A 20,338-nucleotide genomic window follows, 5' to 3' on the forward strand; every position below is an offset into this window, starting at 1 on the left:
CTCCTTCGGACAAGGCGTTATCGCCGATTCGCTACCTTGTCCCATTCTTTGTCGAGTGTATCCAGATAGTTGTCGATGTTTTTGTTCTGCAAAAAGGACTGTACGATGGAATTCAGCTGCACCGCAGCCGGAATATAGTGATCGGCAAAGTCGATAACCTTGCCCTGCTCAATGTAAGGTGTCAGTTCCTGTACAGCAGGATCATCTTGTTTTACACCTTCCACCGCAGAGAACAGCGTTTGTTCCTTAATGTACTTGCCTATATTTTCAGGCTCCAGCAGAAATGCGATGAACTGCTCAGCCTGTTCCTTGTTTGGTGTATCCGCTGCAATGGTAAACAGGGAGTCGATTCCGTTCACCAGCTTAATCTGGCTTGGGTCATTGCCTGTCGGGAATGGGAAGAAACCAATGTCCACATTCGGGTTCGCTTTGCGAATCTCGGAGATCGCCCAGGTACCCTGGATGTACATATAAGCTTCGCCATTGGCAAAGGCACGGTTACCATCCGAATACGCTTTACCGAAGTTGTCGCCGTGACCATAATTCATCAGTTCCAACTGCTTCTCCGCGACCTCACGGTATTTCTCCTTGAAGGTCACCTTGTTCTCGCGACGCTCCAGATAGAAATCAATACCAACCAAGTTAGGTCCGAGTGCATTGAACGGCAGATTCGTCTGCCAGTCATCCTTGTATGTGAAGTAAAACGGAATTTTACCTGCATCCTTAATTTTTTGGGCTGTAGCAATCAGCTCGTCCCAGGTTTCGGGAACATCCAAACCCATTTCCTTAAACAACGTTTTGTTATACATGATTCCGTTTGCATTTGTTGCGTAAGGAACGCCCGTCACTTCATCCATTCCCGTGACATCCTTCAGCATCTGTATGTAGTTGGGATCGATTGTTTTTAACAGTGGACTATCGGTCAGATCGGCGAAAATATCACTCTGTGCAAGAATGGAATAGGTATCCGTCGCCCCCATCGCCATAATATCTGGCACATCGTTCTTCACCACACGTGTCTTCAGCACCGTCTCCGCATCTGGTGGATTCACCTGAGTGACCTGAATATCGGAGTGTTCGGCGTTAAATGTTTTGATTAACTCATCAAATGTTCCTTTGGCTTCGGGTTTGTTCTGAAAAAATTCAACCTGCACTTTGCCGTTGGCATGATTCCCGCTGGTGCAGGAAGACAGCAATACAGCCGTTATTCCACAAAGCAGCATTATCCCGAGTGCCTTGGTAAACGATGTTCTCATGTTGTACCTCCCTCAGCTTATATACGTTAAGATTTACCCATTAAATTAGTGAAGTAACCATGTGGTTAATCCTTCCACCGATTCCTACTATGAGCGTTGACTATAATGTGTCCTATTATTCCTAAAACGGTTTCGATAAAATTGAATCAGCCCCACTGAGCGTGAGTCCGGTCATCGACATAACAAAAAAAGACATCGGATGATATCCAATGCCTCTTAATTATTCACTTATAATGGCCTACAGCAAAGCCGTTGCTGTCTCATTATGAACGTTCAATTTTCGGCAATGCATTTCGCAATCGCTTCGCCCGATAGCTCTGAAATGCACGAATTAACATACCGATGACCAGCAGCATCACGCCTATGTTTATTGCAACATCCGCCAGATTGAGTATTCCGCGTCCCGACGGAAACACGAGAAAATCCGTTACGCGTGCGTAAATAAAGCGATCGATTGCATTCCCCAAAGCACCACCGACCATGAAGCCAGCACCTGCCTGCATCCAGAAACCGCGAATTTCACCTTTTCTCCGATAATACATCATACCTGCGATAAATAGAATGGCGACCACGCCAAACAGACGCGCGTTCCCCTGAAACAGGCTGCCGGCCATTCCACTGTTCTCATAATGCTGCAGCTGCATACCCGAATCGCCAAGTCTCATCGTGTCGCCAACTTCCATATACATCCTCACCGCCATTTTGGTGCCCTGATCCACCAAGGTAACCAGCAGTGCTATAAAATAAAACAACATGTTGCCTCTCCTCCTGCCAGACTGTACAGCCTAGCCTATGTTAACCCCTCAGTCTTCTACCGTACCATTGGGTTTAACGTAATGTTTCCTCCACTTTAACACAGCCGCTGTATTGAATCCATATGAGCTGTCGTACCTGTGCTCACACGTTCTCTCGTTTCCGTTTCAAATGAAAAAAAGCCCCCAGCCGTCTTATACGGAATGAGGGACAATTAACGAAATTATCGAATAGCGGAGAGCACATCCAGCAGCATCGATTTGAATTTCGGACGGTCAATGGCCTCGCAGACGCGTACGTTCGGTTCTTTGCCGAAACGTCCGTTGATATCCACCACGCTATATCCGCGCGTTAATTCTCCTGCTGCTTCCACATCCACGTAATACTGACCGGATTTGGTCATGAGCGACTCATCTGCAGCAACAGCCATTAGCAACGTATCCGGATGAGTGGTGCCGTTCAGTTTATGTACCGATTTGTTGAACTGCATAACCACTTTGTTGATGGCCGTGAAGAAATCCGCACCAGATGTACCTAGCGCTGCAATCTCCGCATGATCGTCATCATCCATAACGGAATACTGAGTACACATCTCCCAGCCAACCATGGTAATCGGAATGCCCGCGTGTAATACAATTTTGGCTGCTTCCGGATCAACATAGAAGTTATACTCCGCGGCTGGCGTAATATTGCCCAGTGCATTATTCGTTCCACCCATGATGTAGAGATGTGCAATCTCTGGAATAATGGTCGGGTCCTTCTGAATGGCCATCGCAATGTTGGTCAGCGGTGCAATCGCCAGAAGTGAGATCTCGCCCGGCTGTGCGTGTACCTTTTCAATGATAAAATCAACTGCATGCCCTGCCTCGGGACGCTGGTCCGCCTTCGGGAAATGGGCTCCGCCCATGCCGTCATCACCATGTACGTCTTCCACCGTGCGGTGTTGGGCCTTGCCATAGGCCATTAACGGGCGTTCGCATCCTTTGTACACAGGCACCTTGCCGCCATGACCCGCAACCTGCACGGTGTACAGTGCATTTTCCACCTCTTGGTCAAACTGCACGTTCCCACCTGTAATCGTGATGCCCTCCACCTGGAAATGGTGCAGTGCCGTCAGGATCGCAATCGTATCGTCTCCTGCTGTATCTGTATCAATGATGACTTTTCTCATGATGCTGCGCTCCTTCTTGGTTAAATATTTATTCTGAATTATCGTTTATCGCTAGCATTTATTTTACATCAAAAATGTACCGATGACGATGGAAACGCCGATGATAATGGAACGCAGCAGCTGTGCCACGGCCATATTCCCTCGTGCAATTTCATCACATACCCGCATCTTGGGGGTCAGGAAGTCAAATATAATATAGACCAGACACAAAATAATGATTCCCAGCGCCGACCAAAGCAGCATATCCAGCCACGAGTGCGTGGAGAAGGACACCATGCCCACAATAATACACAGGCCCAGCAATTTGCTCCCCATGTATATGCCTGCCGCCTCGTTGCCTTTCGCAATTTCCTCACTATCGTTATACCGGGTCAGTTGGCTAAAAGCGAAATACCCGCATACCAATACAACCAGTAAAATGCCCACACCTACCGCTACATTCAGCAGGTTCAATCCCAAATTGTCCATTCCTTCTCCTCCTCATCATCCATCCGTTCATTGACCGTGGCCGCACAATAATAGGCCATATCCCCTGTCACTTTCTCCCCGATTCGCGGCAGTACACCCGCAAAACGTCCATTAATGACAAATACTCCGGTAAGCAAATAACCTCTGTATTCGCCATCCTCTGTCTGAATCACGGCCTGTTCCATTGGAACGAGCTGCTGATAAATCTTGGGCTGATTGTTATAATAGGCGGCAAGCTCCTCTTCTTCATCCACTGTGCCTGTTTCGTTCGAGTTTGATGGCGTCTGAACGCTCACAGGTGAATACGTATTCGGCTTGCCCGTAGTCTGCTCCGTTTCGTCACCCAGCAGTGAGGTCCCTCGGCCTTCACGTCCCCAATAGCTTTTGGCTACATATGGAATGGAATCCAGCTCAAAGGGTCCTGCTTCGAAATAAGTTGGCAGCAAATACCGCGAAATGGTTTCCAGATCCGCATCGTTAAACAGCCGAAATCCGCAATATTCCGGGGTCTGTTCATTGCGTTCATAGAGCGACCAGATGGCGGCCATGAAGCCTTTGCTCTGCATCAGCACATGTTGTACGGGATTCATCAGACCGAGTCGTCCTTCCTGTACCAGCTCAAGCAGCGCAGCGCCGATATCCACCCCCGTCGTCTCGTCTCGATCATCGATCAGATACTCCAGGGGATATAGACGGTACAGCAGGTTGATCTCGCGCCCTTGATGGTAGAGTGAATCCCCGGGGATAATCTCCAATTCCTCCAGTGGAGCGTAAAACGTTTCATATCCCGCTTCCTGACACAGCTTCATCAGATACTCCGTATTGGTCCGATCCTCCACATGATCTCCGAACGAAGTAAAGGTCACCACGCCTTGCAAGCCCTGCTTTGCATAAGCACCCAACCAGCTGCGAAAGCATTCTCGGATACACTCATCCATGCCTTTGGACGGAGGATAGAGCGATGTTTTTTCAGCCATCCCAACCAAAATACCTTCCAATGCAGCTGCTTCTGGTATGCCTGTTGGGGTATCGGTGTTATTTTCAATGCATTTGGGACCCGTTTCCCCAATAATCCAGTCCTGCCGAGTGATCCCGCCTGTCACCATCTCCATACGAGCCGCTGGAATAAGGCCAGGGTGAATACCCAATTGATGCTCCAGAAAAGAGTCGGGCATGTATTGCTGGATAAAACGCATCACCTTGCAATAAATCCCGTCTACAGCCTCAACTGCTGCACGTAATTCCTGCATCTCCGCAGGGGTATAGACCGTTAATGCAGGTACACAATATTGCTTGCCATACATTCGGTGATAGGGAACTTGTTGCCCTGCTTCGTCCCTGAATACTTCTTCATGGCTGAACGGCATCTCGTATATATGCCTCATCAGGTTCTAACCTCCCGAACTGCGGAAGAAGCTGCCAAAGCCGCTCGATTTGGAACTGGATTTGCTGTAGGAACTGCTGTCCTTGTTGCTCCGATAGGACGATCCGCCACCATAGTAATAGTGCCCGCTGCTGGAGTCATACTCACATCCGGTATCGTATTCCGGGTCGCAATCATCGCTATTGCTGCCACAACCGGATAATACGGCAGGCACTGCAAGCATGAGCGAGAAGGCAACCAGCTTGGCACGTGAGCCGGGTGTGGGTGTGAGATTTTCGGCCATTACAGATCCACCTCCTTCATAAAAAACAACACTTTCTTGCGATCCGCATCCAGCACGGAATACACAAATTCATAGGTTATACCGCCTCGGACCATGTAATGGTCCAGTAGTTGCTCGCCAAGCTCCATCGTGTACGAGGAGGATTCTGCCAAGTCCAATTCCTGAAATGCACTCCCATTCCACAGCATGTATTCCGCGCTGTACATGGAGGACATTTTGCACATCGACAGTGCAGCGTCCGCAATCGCTGTACCGTGTTCCGCAGGCTTTTGATTGTTGTACTCGGTCAAGTAGACTGCATGCTCCCGACGATCCTCGCATTCATTGGACAGATGTGCCCAAAGCTTATTTTTCATCAGGGTGGCATCAACCAACTTGCGCATGAACAGTTCATCGCGAGTGACCGAAACCTGCTCCAATACCCCCGTCTCCACCTGCCGATCATCCGACCAGTTCCGATAAGTCAATGAATAATAAATAACGATAACCTGCCTTTCTGTAAGCTCTAAGAGGAGCCGTTTCAATACACACAAACGTATTAAACGCACGAGAAGGAAAAAAGTTACACTATTCCCGCTGACATGTAAAAAAGCATTTTATATAAATCCCAAGAGCGCTTTTCAAAGTAAAGAATATGTACACTTGCCACTCCGATGACAGAACAACCTTCCGATCGCTGTTATCGTGTAAATGATTAGTTCAATTTATAGAGATCGAAATGAATCTATTCGTATGTTAGTTTTGAAAAGCAAAAAGGCCAGAGAATATTCTCCAGCCTTCTTCCGTTCTTCATCTATTTCAAATCTATTTCAAGATCTATTTCAAATCTACCTTGAGATCAGCTCCATATCGACTGTCTCACAGCTCTGCCCACTGGGCCAACATTTCATTGTATTCCCCAGAAAGTCGCTCGCGTTCGTTCCATATTTGCTCCAGCTCATCTGGCGTGTTCTCCGCAGATTCAAGCTGATGATCCAGCACCTGAATTTGCTCTTCCAGTCGAGCCAGTCTCTGCTCCAATTGTACAGCGGAAAGCTTCTTGGATGTGGACGTTGTATCAGGCGTTGCAGCGGACTTCGTCTCCTGTGGCGGTTTCGCACTCCCACGTGTTGGAGTCGCTACACCTGCCATCTGCTGATTTGTTGCCGCTGCATGGGCTTGCAGTTCAAGCTTCTTCTCGCGATAGGCTTCATAGTCTCCCAGATAGGCGATCATCTGCCCATTCTCCAGTTCCCATACACGGGAAGCGAGTCGATTGACGAAGTAGCGGTCATGTGAGATGGCCAGCACCGTTCCTTCAAAATCAACGAGCGACTCTTCGAGCGCTTCCCTTGAAGCGATATCCAGATGGTTGGTCGGTTCATCCAGCAAAAGCACATTCGGCTTGCGCTGAACCAGAAGAGCCAGCCTTAGCCGTGTCCACTCCCCTCCAGACAGCTGCCCTACCGAGCGGAACACATCTGCTCCGTAGAACAGATATCGGGCCAAAATACCACGTGCTTCTCCTTCTTCCACGCCCGCTTCCAACCGGAAGTATTCCAGCACGTTCAGCTTCGGATTGGAAGGCTCCTCCTGCTGGGCCAGATAGCCGACATCCACTCGTGCACCCCACTCCAGGCTGCCTGCACTCGGCTGCTCCTCGCCCAACAAGAGCTTAAACAACGTCGTTTTGCCTGAACCATTGCGTCCAATCAGGGCAATTTTGTCGCCATATTCGAGCAAACCCGAGACACCTCGCAGAATTGGGCGTTCTCCATAAGCCTTTTCGACCTGTTCCAATACGGCCACCCGTTTTCCCGTACGATCCGTAGGACGTACATCGAAGTCAGCGTTACGCCGCTCCAGTACTGGCCGCTTTACCTGCTCCATCCGCTCAATAGCCTTGCGCATGGAAGCCGCACGCCGGAAGAACTTTTCATTGCCCCCGACTCGGCCCCATTCCTCCAATTGGCGGATCGTTTCCTTCATTTTTTTGATCACCTTCTGCTGCTCCTTGAACTCCTCAAACTGCTGCAGCAGTCGTTGTTCCTTCACCTTCATATATTCCGTATAACCGCCAGCAGACGTTTGCGCTTCTCCATCCTCCAGCTCCAACGTCCTAGATGCCACACGGTCCAAAAAGTAGCGATCATGTGAGATCAGGATAATCGTACCTGTATACTCGCGCAAAAATCCTTCCAGCCATTCCACCCGCTCCAGATCAAGATGGTTGGTCGGCTCATCCAGCAATAACAGATCAGGCCTTACAATTAGCTGTGAAGCCAGCACAACCCGTGTCTGTTCACCACCAGACAACGAACCAAAACGCCATCCGTAATGCTCCTTCGCAATATCCAGACCGTCCGCGACCTGATCGATCCGGGCATCCATCTCATATCCGCCCTCACGCTCAAACTGTTCCTGCAACGCCGCATACCGCTTCAACAGGCGCTCCAATTGGTTCGGATCGGCTGCACAGTCCGGATCGGACATCTGCTGCTCCATTTCCTTCATTTGGCTCCGGCACGCCATAAGCTCCCTGAATCCAAGACTCAGCACATCCAGCACCGTGTAATCATCCATTCCTTCCGGCACCTGAGCCACGTACCCAATACGAGTATCCTTCTTAATCATTAATTGTCCTTCATCCGGTTGGCTCAGTCGTGCCATCAGGCGCATCAATGTTGTTTTGCCGCTTCCGTTGCGGCCGATCAGGGCGACCTTGTCGCCTTCCATAATTTCAAACGTAATGCCGTCCAGCACCAGATGTGCTCCGTGGTATTGAGTCAGTTGTTGTGCGCTAATAATCATCATAATAAGGTTCCTCCTATGGATTGGAAGATCCTGACCGCAACACAAAAAGAGCCGCAGGAGGTTAGCTCCGCGGCTCTTCAGAATTCAAGCAAAATTGCTTATCGTCCGAATGAGGTCAAGGCAGGCATCTTCTCGCAAATGTTAATTTCCGTATATTCAAATTTAGACAGACTTCTCCCGTTAGTTGGAAAAGTATGAACAATGCCAGCCATAGCAATCGGCAGCTGGCTAATACGGTTGTTAAGCATCGCGTGATTCACCTGTCTTCACCTCCCTTGTCATAATTAATGCCAATATATCACAGACGAATGCATTCCTGCAACCGTCCGATCGCTCCATCATTTTTAAAGTACAGCAGTTTAACTGTTCTGATTAATTCCTTCCCCGACGCCGGAACACCACATCCGTAATTGCCACCGTAATTAGTGTCAACATTCCCGATGTACCGAGCGATGCCCCAAGCAAGGCATATCCGATGCCGTTCCACCCGCCAATATCAATGCTAATCATGATCACAGTAGCTCCGCCGAGCAAGGCCACACATGGCAGTATATATTGAACCCAGGTCATTCGGCGTCCTTGCATCCGATAGATGAGCCATTCAATCAACAGCAGCACCGCCCACATACCGACCGTCCACAGGATGAGTACATCCATAAGGTTATCCTCCTTCTTGCTGAATGGTTAGAACCCGTTGTTACAGACCACGTATTACTTCAACCAGTTCGCGAAAAAGTTCCGGTATCCCTCTTTCATGATCGTGCGTGAGAAAGCACCGAACGCATACTCCCGGTTATCTTCCGACACACTGCGCGGCGCGGCAGCCGCCATGTTCACCAATTCAAACCAGTTATCCTCATTGCCTGCAAAGGCATGCGTGGAGCGAATGTGGCCGTAGCAGGCATGCTCCGGCTTCACAACCATTTTGCCCATCGCCATCGCTTCGGTCAGCGGCATCGCAAACGTATCAAAGGCCGAGCAACTCCAATATACCTTGGACGAGTTCATCAGGGTGAATACTTCATCCTGCGTCAGCGCGAATTGCAGTTTTACGTTGTCCGGGATGCTGTATTTCTTCATGCTTTCTTCGTATCGTCTGCCCCCAAACACCATGTACACTTCCTTGTCCGGGTTCTGCCGGGCATATTCCAGCACCAGATCGGGGCGACGATTCGCTTCATCCCGACCGATCCAGAGCACGCGATTATGCACGACCTGACTCGGGTCGTAATGTCGGTTCGCCAGCTCTTCACTAAAGCCAATCGGAATGACGTTCACGTCATGTACCCCGAAATTGCGGCCCAGCTCTGTTTTCAAAAACTCCGTCTGCACAATCGCTTTATCCACCATTGTATAGAATGGCTTCATCATCTCATATCCCGTCAGCGCCGGGTCGGGAAAGCTGTGCGGGAACAACACGCTTTTCGGTAAAAACATCTTCAAAAACGTAAACCCGGATACGGTATAGATGACATGCTCTATATTTTGGCTATATATCTGGTCCAGTACGATATCATAGTTCACCAGGTCGCCTTTCTCATGCTCATAACCCGGCAACCAGTCATACCCGCTCACATGGCGCTCCGGCGAGATGAACACAATCTCCACACCCAGCTCCAGCCCGATCTGCTTCAGCCGATCCGCAAATACGCGCGGGCCCTGCGCCTCGGTGAATTGAATTTTACGCATAACGAGTCCTACTTTACGCATGTTCTACACCCCTCATTTCTATTCCGTGAACAATCGGTTCATGCACTGTTCCAGCGTCATTGCCGTCTCGTGCCACTGGTTCCGCAGCTGTCCCTCGGGCCATACACAGTCTGCACTTCTCAGATCCCCATCAATTAGACGCAGCATCCAGAGCGAGAATACAATGGCATATGCACTGTACCAGCTTTTAAAAGTAACCCGATCAACCTGAACGCTATGGCGCTCCAGCCCGTCCAGATAAACATTAATGATTCGCTCCCGCAGCTCAGGCGTAACGGTTCTCGGGTACAGCGGATGCGATAGATCCACCAGATGATATATGTCCCAAAGCGGCGTGTTGAGATGGGCATGCTCCCAATCGATGATGACCAGTCTGCCGTTCACATCCGCCATGTTGCCGGGATGCAGGTCACCATGACACAGAACTCGTGGAAGCTCTTCGTCTGCCTTGCTGATTAGCGTGATGATGCTGTCCCAATCGATTGGAGACAGCGTCATTCCCAGTTTAAACAGCAAAGCCTCGGTAGCTCTCGCCTGCCCGAGCAGCTCGTCCAGCATGTTCCGAATGGGTGGTTTCTGACCTTCATGAGGCATTTCGTCCCAGCCGGAAACAGGTATCATGTGCCATTTGGCCATGTTTACAGCAGCAGCTGACAGCGTATTTTCCCGCGAATCATGCACCAGTTGCCCCAGATCCTCGTAGATCAGCCAGCTCTGAGCCGGTGTAGCGTCTCTGACTGATGCAGCGATGAGCCGGGGATAGATCGGCGGTAAATGCACCAGCACATGCTCTGCCACCCATTGTTCACGCCCATGCTGCCCTTGATGGGTCAACGGCTTAAAAATATAGCTCTCTCCGCCCGGGGCTGTGAATCGCTCGACATATCTGCCGTTCATGCCTTTGTACAGCCGTTCACGTTTGCATACATAACGGTCATTCAACATTCCCTGCGGGGTCACCCAGCAAGAAACATGTAATTCTGCATTCCTCTGGTCCCCCATACTCCGTGCCCTCCGTAATTCGTCCGTATGATAACGCCGGCATTTTGCATCATTAGCTTCCGCCATACCCGCAGGGACAAAGCTCCCGTTGAACAGGCGTATCCCTCTATATCTTGCAGTTTGTAAAACGTAATCGGTAATGATGTAAAGTGCTTATTTCTATTCATCATACGTTGACACCTACCAAGCTGCAAGCTTTTGAACAGAAGCACTCTGGATGCAGAATATCAAGCAATTCATAAATTACACTTGCAATTTAGTTAGTTATCACTTACTATACAATCATGAAGAACAAACCTCATGCAGACAGCAAAAAGAAAGACATCTTACAAGCGGCAATGCGCTTGTTCGCAACCAAAGGCGTTGACGGCATTTCCGTCAAAGAGATCGGTGACGCCGCTGGTGTAACCGATGCGGCGATTTACAAACATTTTAAGAATAAAGATGCTGTTGCTCTCGAAGCCTTCACCCAATATTGCGCGGACTATACCGCCTTGATTGACGGTTATGTTCACCAGGAAGGTCCGGTGCTGGAACGCTTCCGGCAACTGATTACAGAGGTTCTTCAATTGCATGATGAAGATCCTTACGGACTACTGTTGATCTCACAGAATCATGAGATTTTCATTGAAGCTGGAAGCAGCGAAGATTACCGTCAGCCGCTGGATGCGTTAATTGACCTGGTCGATCAAGGAATTATGCGGGGGGAGCTGCCAGATCAGGATTCACGGCTCACGGCTGTTCTGGTTATTGGCGCCATTACACGCATGGGCGTCTCCAGTATGCAAGGTGAACTGCCTGAGCTGCTTGTTCCGTACACTGGGGAAACCGTTCATCGCCTGTCATCGATGTTGGGGCAGGTATCGGCTGAATTGGGATAGAACCGACGACTACAGGCATTGTGAAGCCGTTCCGATCTCGCAGTCTTTAAGAGATGGCTCTGATCAAGATGGGTTCCGTTGTAATATCATTCGTTTAAATTATAGGCAAACCAGCTTCAACTACCTTCAGGGAAATTCCTGAACGATTACCGGGTCATTCGTGACCTTTTCTTTTTGCACATGAGGTTAGTGTTCATTAACTAAAACAGACAGGACGTGTCGTCATCATGAAGAAAATATTAATCATCCAAGGCAATCCCGTTTCCCCAAGTTACAATGGCGCAATCGCCGAAGCTTATCGTAAAGGTGCTGTGCAGGCAGGTGCCGAGGTTCGCATGATCACCCTAAACGAACTGGAATTCAACATGAATCTAGAGGGAGGCTATCGTAATAAACTGCCGCTTGAACCGGACTTGCTAGAAGCCCAAGAGGCTATTAAATGGGCAGAGCATCTCGTATGGATATTCCCGATTTGGTGGGGAGGACCGCCAGCTTTGTTCAAAGGATTCATCGACCGCATCTTCATGCCAGGTTATGCCTTCAAATATCACAAAGGTAAACTTTTCCCGGATCAGCTGCTCAAAGGCCGTACGGCTCGCATGATCACCACCATGGATGGTCCGAACTGGTACTACAAATGGTTCCAAGGTGAGCCCGCACACAAAATGATGAAGATCTCTACCTTTGCTCTGACAGGCATCAAACCTGTGCGCATAACACCTGTAGATCTGGTGGGAAAACAGTCCGAGGAACAGAGAAAGAAATGGTTGGAGAAGATTGAGCAGCTTGGGCGGAAAATGGGGTAGAAAGGCCAGGTTACCAGACTCCTTTAGGTGGATACAGCGTCGTTTAATACGTAAGATTGGATCGAACAAAAAATAAGGTTGCACCCGCGTGCAACCTTATCATCTGTTCAACAGCAACTTATTCTAAGCTGAACCAAAACATTATTTAGCTATACACGAGGCGTCCAGACGGATGCTCGGGCAAGATGGACGAAACCAACTGCTGTACAGCCGGATGCTGGGACTGAAGAATCGATTCCTTTTCGTCTCCACAAAACACCAGTCGCCCCTGATCCATCACCGCCACCCTGTCACATATCGTCATCGCCGCTCGAATGTCATGTGTGATAAACAGGTAGGACAACCCATAGGAAGCGCGCAGCTCTGCCAGCAGCGATAAAATTTGAGTCTGATGCACCATATCCAGGCTGCTGACCGACTCGTCCAGGACAATCAGCTTGGGCTTGAGAGCAATCGCTCTCGCAATGTTAACACGTTGCAGCTGTCCACCACTGAACTGATGTGGGAGCTTGCTGCTGTCCTCAGGTGCAAGCCCCACCTGTTCAAGCAGCTGACTAATCTTCCGCTGCTGTTCCTTCGCTGACATTCGCTCATAATTATCCAACGGCTCGCCAATAATTTGCGCTGCCGTCATCAGCGGATTCACAGCAGAATAGCAATCCTGAAATACGACTTGCAGGTCACGTCTCAGACCCTTGAGCGCACGCTTGCTTGATTGATAAATATCCTGCCCCTGGAACAAAACCCGCCCTTGCCGGGGTCTTTCCAGCCCCAGTATAATTTTGCCCAGCGTACTTTTGCCCGCACCGCTTGTACCCAGCAGACCCAGGCAAACTCCCTGCTCGATCATGAGTGAAATATCCGCCACTACTGGAGCGGGCGTACCCGAGCGATCCAGCCAGTTACGTCTGCCATAGCTATGGCTTACTTCACAAACTTGAAGCACAGGTCATCATCCTCTCACATTCCTTGGCCTTACACCGCTTTGTCCCTTACCCATACTTCTCGCAGTCTGCACACACTCCATACCGTTGCAGCCCGTAGATAATACCTCATCAGCCCAAAGCCAGCCTTGGCCGGGCATGGAGCAGCATTCGTGTATACTCATGCCGGGGATGATCGAACAGCTGGTGAATATCTGCCTGCTCCACGATTCGTCCCTTCTGCATGACAGCCACTTCATCCGCCATCTGCGAGATAACGCCCAGATCATGCGAGATAAGTAAAATAGACGTCCCGTGTTCCGAACGAAGCCGGTCGAGCTCTTGCAGCACTCGACTCTGATTCACGACATCCAGCGCTGTAGTAGGCTCATCGGCAATAACCAGGGCCGGTCGCAAACACATGGAGATGGCAATCATGACCCGTTGCAGCATGCCTCCGCTGAGTTGGAACGGATAACGCTTCATTAGCTTGGCAGGCTCCGGTAAATTCATATCGGCCATTGCTGAAATCGCCTGTTCCCGGGCCTGTTTCTTGTTCATCCCTGTATGTGTACGCAAGGTTTCAATGAACTGCGAACCTACCGTATGTACCGGTGTAAAAGCATTCATCGGATTCTGCATAATGAATCCAATCTCCTTGCCCCGGATGCGGCGCATCTCCTCACGGGGCAACGAACCAAGCTCCCGCCCATGTAGACGTATGCTGCCGGATACTTCCATGCTGCGCGGGTCAAGCATCTGTAGCAATGCATTACAAGTGATGGTTTTGCCACTGCCACTCTCACCGACCAGACCAAACACACAGCCTTTTCTCAATTCAAAATCAATCGGAGCAAGCAGCGAGACCGGACCATCCCCGGTTTTAAGCTTTACTTGCAGACCACGAACCTCAAGCACCTTGTCTGTATCCACCATACTTACGTTCACCCCCGTAAGGCTGCCAGCCCATTTCAACTAACGTTTTGCAATGCCATATCGCTCGGACAATGCTTCACCCAGAATATTGAACGTCATAACCACCAGCAAAATCAACACGCCCGGATAAATCATCAGCTCTGGATGACTTCGGATGTAACCCGTTCCCTCATGAATCATCGCGCCCCATTCCGCATTGGGAGGCTGTATACCAAGCCCTAGAAAGGAAAGCGCGGATATGTCCATAATCGCCCAACCCATCTCCAGTGTGCCCATCACAACGATGGGGCGCTGTACGTTCGGGATGATATGTTTACGGATAATCTTCCAGGAGGATGACCCGCTAATGCGCGCAGCGGTGATGAAGTTCCGCTCCTTCAGACTCACGACCATATTCCGGCATATCCGGGCATAATACACCCACTGCACCATCATCAGAGCGAGCAGAACCTGCATCAATCCAGGGCCAAAAATACCAACGATACCCAGCACCAATACCAGATTCGGAAATGCCATAATCCCTTCACAGAGACGCATGAGCATACTGTCAACCCAGCCGCCAACATACCCGGAGACAGAGCCTACAATCACACCAATAATTAGAGAGGAGAGGAAAATAAGAGTAGCAAAACCAAGTGACACTCTCGCTCCATAGATTAGTCGGGATAGGGTATCCCGGCCCAGGTGGTCCGTTCCCAGCCAATGCTCCACAGATGGACTCTTGAGCTTTTGCAACAGATTCACCTTGACCGGATCATGCGGAGCAATCCACGGGGCCAGGAGCGTCACCACGAAGAACAGCAAAATAATAATCGAGCAGACCAGGATGGCTCTCTGCCCTTTGAACACTGTACGCCATTTGTTTATCAATGCTCTGCCCGTCCTTTCGCTGAAATTCGTGGGTCCATAGCCAACTGCACCAGATCAACGAGCAAATTACATACGATGAACAGGCATGCCGCAAGAAAGACGTAACATTGGATAACCGGAATATCCCGGTTAAATATCGCATCGACAAAGTAACGTCCGAACCCAGGCCAGGAAAATACCTGCTCCACAATAATGGTTCCTGTGAGCAGCTTGCCCATACTCATCCCCATTCCCGTAATAAGGGGGGATATCGCGATTTTCAGGACATGCTTCAGCATAATCACCCGTTCCCGTATCCCGCGTGTTCTCGCGTACTGCACATATGTCTCCTGTAATTGCTCCAGTACGCTGGAACGTAATAACCGAGTATATAAGGCAATCAGAATTAAGGAGAGTGTTACTGTAGGCAGCACCAGATTCTCCCACGATCCGCGTCCTTCCACAGGCAGCCAGTCCAGCTTCACCGAGAAAAAAAAGATAAGCAGATACCCGAGCCAAAATTGCGGGATGGACGCCCCAAAATAGGAAATCCCCCGGCTGACCATATCAATCCAGCTATTTTTGTACACCGCCGCCAGTATTCCCAGGGGAATGCTCACCAGTGCGGAAAACAATATGCTCCACAAGGCCAATTCAGCCGTCGCGGGGAGCTTTGATTTCACCTCATCAATGACAGGTTTGTTTGTGAGATACGAAGTGCCAAAATCCATCCTGGAAATCTTCCCAAGCGTATCGATATATTGGGTAAACAGTGGTCGATCCAGACCAAATTCATGACGTTTCTGCTCCAGCAGCTCCGGTGTTGGATAGATGTGTGCCGCAGTCAGATAAGCCTCTGCCGGATCAACCGGTGAAATATGAATAAGCGCAAACGTAACAAGCGTAGCGACAAAAACGATAGGAATGATCGCGATCATCCGTTTACCAATATAGCTGATCACTAAAACGTTCCTCCCTTTTTTATCAAGCTACATCGCCTGCTGTATAAAATCATATTGATGTGTTTATTTATTGTTCTCCCACTTCAATGCCCGGAAACGGATTTTCATCACGATTGGCCGGGAAAACAAAGTTGGTAATACTCTTCTGATATACTGCCGTTTTCTTGATATAGGAGATCGGGACAATCGCCGATTGCTCCTGAAGTGTTGTCAGGATCGCACTATACAGCTCCTGGCGTTTCGTCTCGTCTGTCGAGGACAGAGCGGCGTGCACCTGCTCGTCCAGTTCCTTTTTCATGGGCAGCGCACTCAGCGTCTCAGAGATTCCAAATCCAGGACTGGCCACAACATTAATAAAGGAATGTGGATCATATGGAGCTCCGTAATTATACCAGAAGTACAGGTCGAAGTCGTTGGCCTTCAAACGCTTGATCTGCACAGTCAGCTCAAGCCCGGTAAGGTTCACTTTGACCCCCAGCTCGCTCCATTCCGCCTGAATGGTCTCCGCCATCGCTTTTTGAATCGGGTCTGTTTTATCAAAAATCATCTCGAATTCAAGCTGCTGACCATCCTTCTCACGCACTGAACTCCCCGCAGACTGCTTCCAGCCCGCTTCATCCAGCAATGCTTTGGCCTGCTCCACGTCATATTCGACCGGTTTCAGGTCCACATTGGTGTAAGGATAGTTTTTGGACAACACAGTATCCGCCGGTTCTTCCAGACCGGAAGTAATCCCTTCGACCATTGCTTTTTTGTTGAATCCTTGCTGAAGCGCCATCCGCACTCTCACATCAGACAGCTTTGGATTCGAAGAATTCAGCAGCAGATCGCGAGTTCCCACCGGCTCAGACAATTGAGTCACATATTCGTCATTGTCGCGAAGCTGTTGGAATGCATCCAAACTGATGACACCTTCACCGTAGATCAAGTCGAGATCCCCTTTTTCAAAGGCAAGCACACGGGTTTCTGCATCAGGAATAATTTTGACCGTGACCTGATCGATCTTCGGTGCAGTTCCCCAGTAATTCGGATTACGCTTAAAGACGGCATATTCATCCTGTTTGTATTCAGCCAGCATCCATGGGCCAGTACCCACCGGCTCCTTGATGCCTTTGGACGTATCGCCATCATCGGGGAATCCAGCTTCTCCCAGGAAGCGGAACGGACGGACAACAGACAAGTCCTGAAGCACAGGATAATACGGCTCTGTGAGTGTCATGCGGAAGGTATGGTCGTCCAGCACCTCCGTCTTATCCAGCACACTCACAATGCCCAGCCAGCTGTGTGTGTCTTTATTTTTCATGACAGCATCAAAGTTCTTCTTCACAATCTCCGCATTAAAAGGCGTGCCATCGGAGAATGTAACGTTCTGACGAAGCTTGAAGGTATACACTTTACCGTCCTCAGAGATCGTCCATGATTCAGCCAGTGCAGGCTCGAGCTTCCCGTCCTTCTGATAACTGATCAGCGGCTCATAGATCATGGATTGGGCAAAAAGTTGTGAAGGATTATATGTGTGCGGATTCATCGTACCGATATCACGCGGCCAAGACATCGTAATGGACTTGCTAGAGGATGCTTCATCCGAGGCAGACGATGAGGAGGCCTTCTTGTTATCTGTATTGCTGCAGCCCACCATAACCAGCAGCAGCAATAACGCGGTTGCCAGCAGGAAGGCAGACGATTTTCGATGTGATGCAAACATGGATGTGGAACCCCTTTTCTCTATATTATATTTGATAATGATTCTCATACTCATCTATTAAGAATAGGCAGGAGCTTACTTTTTGTCAATATAATTCGACAGTTCGACAGTCAACTTTAGCACCTGCTGGTGAAAACTAAAAAAGATACCCTTCCTATTATAAGAAAGAAGAGTACCTTTTCATTGGAATTTTAATTATCGATCATTGAAACACCTTGCCATTCAATTTAAACTTCCACCGCAATGCCTTCATAGAAACGGCGAATGATTTTCTCCGCTGGTTTACCATAAACGCCGTATCCATCGTCGCTCAGGGCATCCTGCTTCTGATGCAGATGGGCACTCCAGTCCCACAGTCCAAAGCCGCGTACCCACTCCCGCTGACTGGCATGACGGAACATGGCTTCATAGAACTGCTCCTGTTCCTGCGCGTTGACCTCACCTGTTAACCCCCAGTCGTTTGGTACCTGCGCCGATCCACTGCGGCTAGGGCAACCTGCTTCCGCGAAGAAGAAAGGTTTGCCGTAGGGTGCAATGACCTGTTCAATCCGATCCAGCTGCGCTTCCCAGTCTCCGATGGGATAGTATCCACTCGACGAGATGACGTCCACGGCATCCCACCATTTCACATGCCCTTCTTGGTACTTGTCCGTATTGTACGACACGAGCCCGGAATACACTTCACGCACTCCCGCGATGACCTCGCGCCATTCCTCACTCCGACGCTCAGACTGCACCATCTCACAACCTACAATAAACATCTCGCAATTCTCGCGCTCTGCAATGGCTGCATAGTGCTTCTGATACGTGGTATAACTGCGGAACCAGTCTTTCCATTTCCGCTCACACGGCACATCGATATCAAAGAAATTAATGTGTGCCCGCCATGTGCCATCGGTGCAATTGACAGTTGGTTTCAGAATGACCCGCAGTCCGAGCGTGCGGGCGTAGCGTATCATGTCCACCAATTCATCGTCTTCCACCATATGTTCACCCTCATATTTGACCTCTACCGCCTGCGGATGATCCTGCTGCGCCGCCAGTGCAAAAATAACATGCGAACTGCCTGTGCGTTCAGCCATCAGACGCAAAGATTCTTTCGCTTCCGGCTTGCGGAAATCCCCCCTGCCACTCATCCAGCCAAATGTAAATCCCTTGATGTATTCCATATGCATTGTTCCGCAATGCTCCTTTTTCACTTAATGTAAAATGAATGACCGAATGTTACACGTCCAACTACGATTGCAGTACCATCTTCCGATCGCCGTTATCCCCAGATTTTTTTGATTCCCTGATGAAAGGGAAAATCCGAGGATAAATGCGAACACTTCGTTTCTTCAGATCGGTTCTGCACTCTCCGTTTTTGTGTAAATTTCAGCTTTATTTAAAATTGTTTCACTTCAATTTATAGCTTTCCTTCCTCACGGTCTCCGGCGATAACTTCGTCGGTCCCAATCACGTAGTTCACGATCTCTTCGACAGTTGTATACGCCACACCAACGTAGGTGTCGGCTGCTCCATAATAGATGACGATCCGTCCTGTCTCCGCATCATGCAATGTGGCGCAAGGGAAGATAACATTGTCCACAAAGCCTTGCTCCTCATACCATTTTTCCGGTGTCAGCACGAAGTTGGAGGAACGATATTTTACTTTGGATGGCTCATCCAGATCCAGAATGACCGCACCCATGCTATATACAAAACCATTGCACGTACCGGTTACGCCGTGGTAGAACATCAGCCAGCCTTCGGACGTTTCAATCGGAGCAGGACCGCCGCCAATTTTGACCGATTGCCACCAGCCTTGACCACCTTTGCTCATGACATGACGGTGTTTGCCCCAGTACACGAGATCCGGACTTTCGCTGAGGAAAATGTCTCCGAACGGTGTATGTCCGCTGTCGCTTGGTCTGGATAACATCACATAATTGTCATTGATTTTACGCGGAAACAACACGCCATTGCGGTTAAACGGCAGCATTGGGTTTTCGAGACGCACAAACGTTTTGAAATCATCGGTTTTCGCCAAGCCCAACGCTGCGCCGTAGAAATCGGTACACCAGATGATGTAATACGTATCTTCCACTTTTACCAGACGTGGGTCATATGCATAGTTCGGCATGAAGGCATCGCCGGTTTCATCCACAAAGGCAATGCGTTCCTCTTCGATACTCCACTCCAGCCCATCCTCACTCGATCCCATATGCAGGTGCGGACGTCCGTTAATCGTTTCGGCGCGGAATACCCCGATGAATTTCCCTTCATAAGGAATCACTGCACTGTTGAAAATACGGGCAACTCCCTTGACCGGATTACGCGGCACGACTGGGTTGGCTGAGTGTCTCCAGACTGGTCCGTCTGTTCCCTCCGGTTTATCCTCCCAAGGTATATTCGGCAATGCATCCCCAACAATGTGTACGTGTTTCGTATCGACAACTGTCATCGTTTCATTTCTC

General features: G+C 49.5%; 21 protein-coding genes. 2 read left to right on the plus strand and 19 right to left on the minus strand.

Annotated features, from left to right (window positions below; all coding sequences use genetic code 11):
- Nucleotides 1–17 precede the first annotated feature (17 nt).
- The 12 genes from Q0V21_RS20565 to Q0V21_RS20620 form a co-directional block, all read right to left on the minus strand.
- Nucleotides 18–1,256 carry an ABC transporter substrate-binding protein gene (locus tag Q0V21_RS20565; protein WP_443145137.1) on the minus strand — a complete coding sequence of 413 codons (1,239 nt, stop codon included), beginning with the start codon at nucleotides 1,254–1,256 and terminating at the stop codon, nucleotides 18–20.
- A gap of 263 nt (nucleotides 1,257–1,519) precedes the next feature.
- Nucleotides 1,520–2,011 (minus strand): signal peptidase II, encoded by a 492-nt coding sequence (gene lspA / locus Q0V21_RS20570; RefSeq protein ID WP_301880395.1) that lies wholly within the window; start codon nucleotides 2,009–2,011, stop codon nucleotides 1,520–1,522.
- Between the two features lie 221 nt (nucleotides 2,012–2,232).
- Complete coding sequence (locus Q0V21_RS20575; protein ID WP_301880397.1) at nucleotides 2,233–3,180, minus strand: nucleoside hydrolase; 948 nt, start codon at nucleotides 3,178–3,180, stop codon at nucleotides 2,233–2,235.
- A gap of 63 nt (nucleotides 3,181–3,243) precedes the next feature.
- The gene (locus tag Q0V21_RS20580; RefSeq protein ID WP_285075977.1) at nucleotides 3,244–3,648 is read right to left on the minus strand and encodes a DUF350 domain-containing protein; all 405 of its coding nucleotides are present in this window, start codon (nucleotides 3,646–3,648) and stop codon (nucleotides 3,244–3,246) included.
- Nucleotides 3,630–5,033, minus strand: coding sequence for a glutathionylspermidine synthase family protein (locus tag Q0V21_RS20585; RefSeq protein WP_301880399.1), 1,404 nt, complete (start codon nucleotides 5,031–5,033; stop codon nucleotides 3,630–3,632). Before Q0V21_RS20585 ends, Q0V21_RS20580 begins: the two co-directional genes overlap by 19 nt.
- Nucleotides 5,034–5,039: 6 nt before the next feature.
- Nucleotides 5,040–5,315 carry a hypothetical protein gene (locus Q0V21_RS20590; protein WP_079347982.1) on the minus strand — a complete coding sequence of 92 codons (276 nt, stop codon included), beginning with the start codon at nucleotides 5,313–5,315 and terminating at the stop codon, nucleotides 5,040–5,042.
- On the minus strand, nucleotides 5,315–5,734 hold the full coding sequence (locus Q0V21_RS20595; protein WP_301880401.1) for a hypothetical protein: 420 nt from the start codon (nucleotides 5,732–5,734) through the stop codon (nucleotides 5,315–5,317). The genes Q0V21_RS20590 and Q0V21_RS20595 overlap by 1 nt, the downstream gene beginning before the upstream one ends.
- A 439-nt stretch (nucleotides 5,735–6,173) precedes the next feature.
- Nucleotides 6,174–8,108, minus strand: a complete 1,935-nt coding sequence (abc-f, locus tag Q0V21_RS20600) for a ribosomal protection-like ABC-F family protein (protein WP_301880402.1) — start codon at nucleotides 8,106–8,108, stop codon at nucleotides 6,174–6,176.
- Between the two features lie 98 nt (nucleotides 8,109–8,206).
- Nucleotides 8,207–8,368 (minus strand): hypothetical protein, encoded by a 162-nt coding sequence (locus Q0V21_RS20605; RefSeq protein WP_179132735.1) that lies wholly within the window; start codon nucleotides 8,366–8,368, stop codon nucleotides 8,207–8,209.
- A 112-nt stretch (nucleotides 8,369–8,480) separates the two neighbouring features.
- Nucleotides 8,481–8,765, minus strand: coding sequence for a YesK family protein (locus tag Q0V21_RS20610; protein ID WP_301880404.1), 285 nt, complete (start codon nucleotides 8,763–8,765; stop codon nucleotides 8,481–8,483).
- A gap of 54 nt (nucleotides 8,766–8,819) precedes the next feature.
- Nucleotides 8,820–9,818, minus strand: a complete 999-nt coding sequence (locus Q0V21_RS20615) for a glycosyltransferase (RefSeq protein WP_079347990.1) — start codon at nucleotides 9,816–9,818, stop codon at nucleotides 8,820–8,822.
- 18 nt (nucleotides 9,819–9,836) lie between these two features.
- Nucleotides 9,837–10,820, minus strand: coding sequence for a phosphotransferase family protein (locus Q0V21_RS20620; RefSeq protein WP_301880407.1), 984 nt, complete (start codon nucleotides 10,818–10,820; stop codon nucleotides 9,837–9,839).
- A gap of 284 nt (nucleotides 10,821–11,104) precedes the next feature.
- Here Q0V21_RS20620 and Q0V21_RS20625 point away from each other — a divergent pair, with 284 nt between their 5' ends.
- Both Q0V21_RS20625 and Q0V21_RS20630 read left to right on the plus strand, forming a co-directional pair.
- On the plus strand, nucleotides 11,105–11,701 hold the full coding sequence (locus tag Q0V21_RS20625) for a TetR/AcrR family transcriptional regulator (RefSeq protein WP_301880408.1): 597 nt from the start codon (nucleotides 11,105–11,107) through the stop codon (nucleotides 11,699–11,701).
- 224 nt (nucleotides 11,702–11,925) lie between these two features.
- Nucleotides 11,926–12,507, plus strand: a complete 582-nt coding sequence (locus Q0V21_RS20630) for an NAD(P)H-dependent oxidoreductase (RefSeq protein WP_301880641.1) — start codon at nucleotides 11,926–11,928, stop codon at nucleotides 12,505–12,507.
- 145 nt (nucleotides 12,508–12,652) lie between these two features.
- Here the strand turns inward: Q0V21_RS20630 and nikE are convergent, their stop codons facing one another.
- The 7 genes from nikE to Q0V21_RS20665 all read right to left on the minus strand — a co-directional run bounded on the left by nikE (nucleotide 12,653) and on the right by Q0V21_RS20665 (nucleotide 20,325).
- Nucleotides 12,653–13,453, minus strand: a complete 801-nt coding sequence (nikE, locus tag Q0V21_RS20635) for a nickel import ATP-binding protein NikE (RefSeq protein WP_079347996.1) — start codon at nucleotides 13,451–13,453, stop codon at nucleotides 12,653–12,655.
- A 109-nt stretch (nucleotides 13,454–13,562) separates the two neighbouring features.
- On the minus strand, nucleotides 13,563–14,366 hold the full coding sequence (gene nikD, locus Q0V21_RS20640; protein WP_285076477.1) for a nickel import ATP-binding protein NikD: 804 nt from the start codon (nucleotides 14,364–14,366) through the stop codon (nucleotides 13,563–13,565).
- Between the two features lie 39 nt (nucleotides 14,367–14,405).
- Entirely contained in the window at nucleotides 14,406–15,236 is an 831-nt protein-coding gene (gene nikC, locus Q0V21_RS20645; RefSeq protein WP_079348000.1) for a nickel ABC transporter permease subunit NikC, read from the minus strand.
- On the minus strand, nucleotides 15,233–16,177 hold the full coding sequence (gene nikB / locus Q0V21_RS20650) for a nickel ABC transporter permease subunit NikB (protein ID WP_079348002.1): 945 nt from the start codon (nucleotides 16,175–16,177) through the stop codon (nucleotides 15,233–15,235). The genes nikC and nikB overlap by 4 nt, the downstream gene beginning before the upstream one ends.
- A 67-nt stretch (nucleotides 16,178–16,244) precedes the next feature.
- Nucleotides 16,245–17,882: a nickel ABC transporter substrate-binding protein gene (gene nikA / locus Q0V21_RS20655; RefSeq protein ID WP_301880413.1), complete on the minus strand. Its 1,638-nt coding sequence runs from the start codon at nucleotides 17,880–17,882 to the stop codon at nucleotides 16,245–16,247.
- Nucleotides 17,883–18,109: 227 nt separating this feature from the next.
- Nucleotides 18,110–19,051, minus strand: coding sequence for a glycoside hydrolase family 113 (locus Q0V21_RS20660; protein ID WP_301880642.1), 942 nt, complete (start codon nucleotides 19,049–19,051; stop codon nucleotides 18,110–18,112).
- A 236-nt stretch (nucleotides 19,052–19,287) separates the two neighbouring features.
- Nucleotides 19,288–20,325 (minus strand): glycoside hydrolase family 130 protein, encoded by a 1,038-nt coding sequence (locus Q0V21_RS20665; protein ID WP_301880414.1) that lies wholly within the window; start codon nucleotides 20,323–20,325, stop codon nucleotides 19,288–19,290.
- Between the last annotated feature and the right edge of the window lie 13 nt (nucleotides 20,326–20,338).

The organism is Paenibacillus sp. 11B (genome assembly GCF_030487755.1).
Taxonomy (GTDB): domain Bacteria; phylum Bacillota; class Bacilli; order Paenibacillales; family Paenibacillaceae; genus Paenibacillus; species Paenibacillus vandeheii.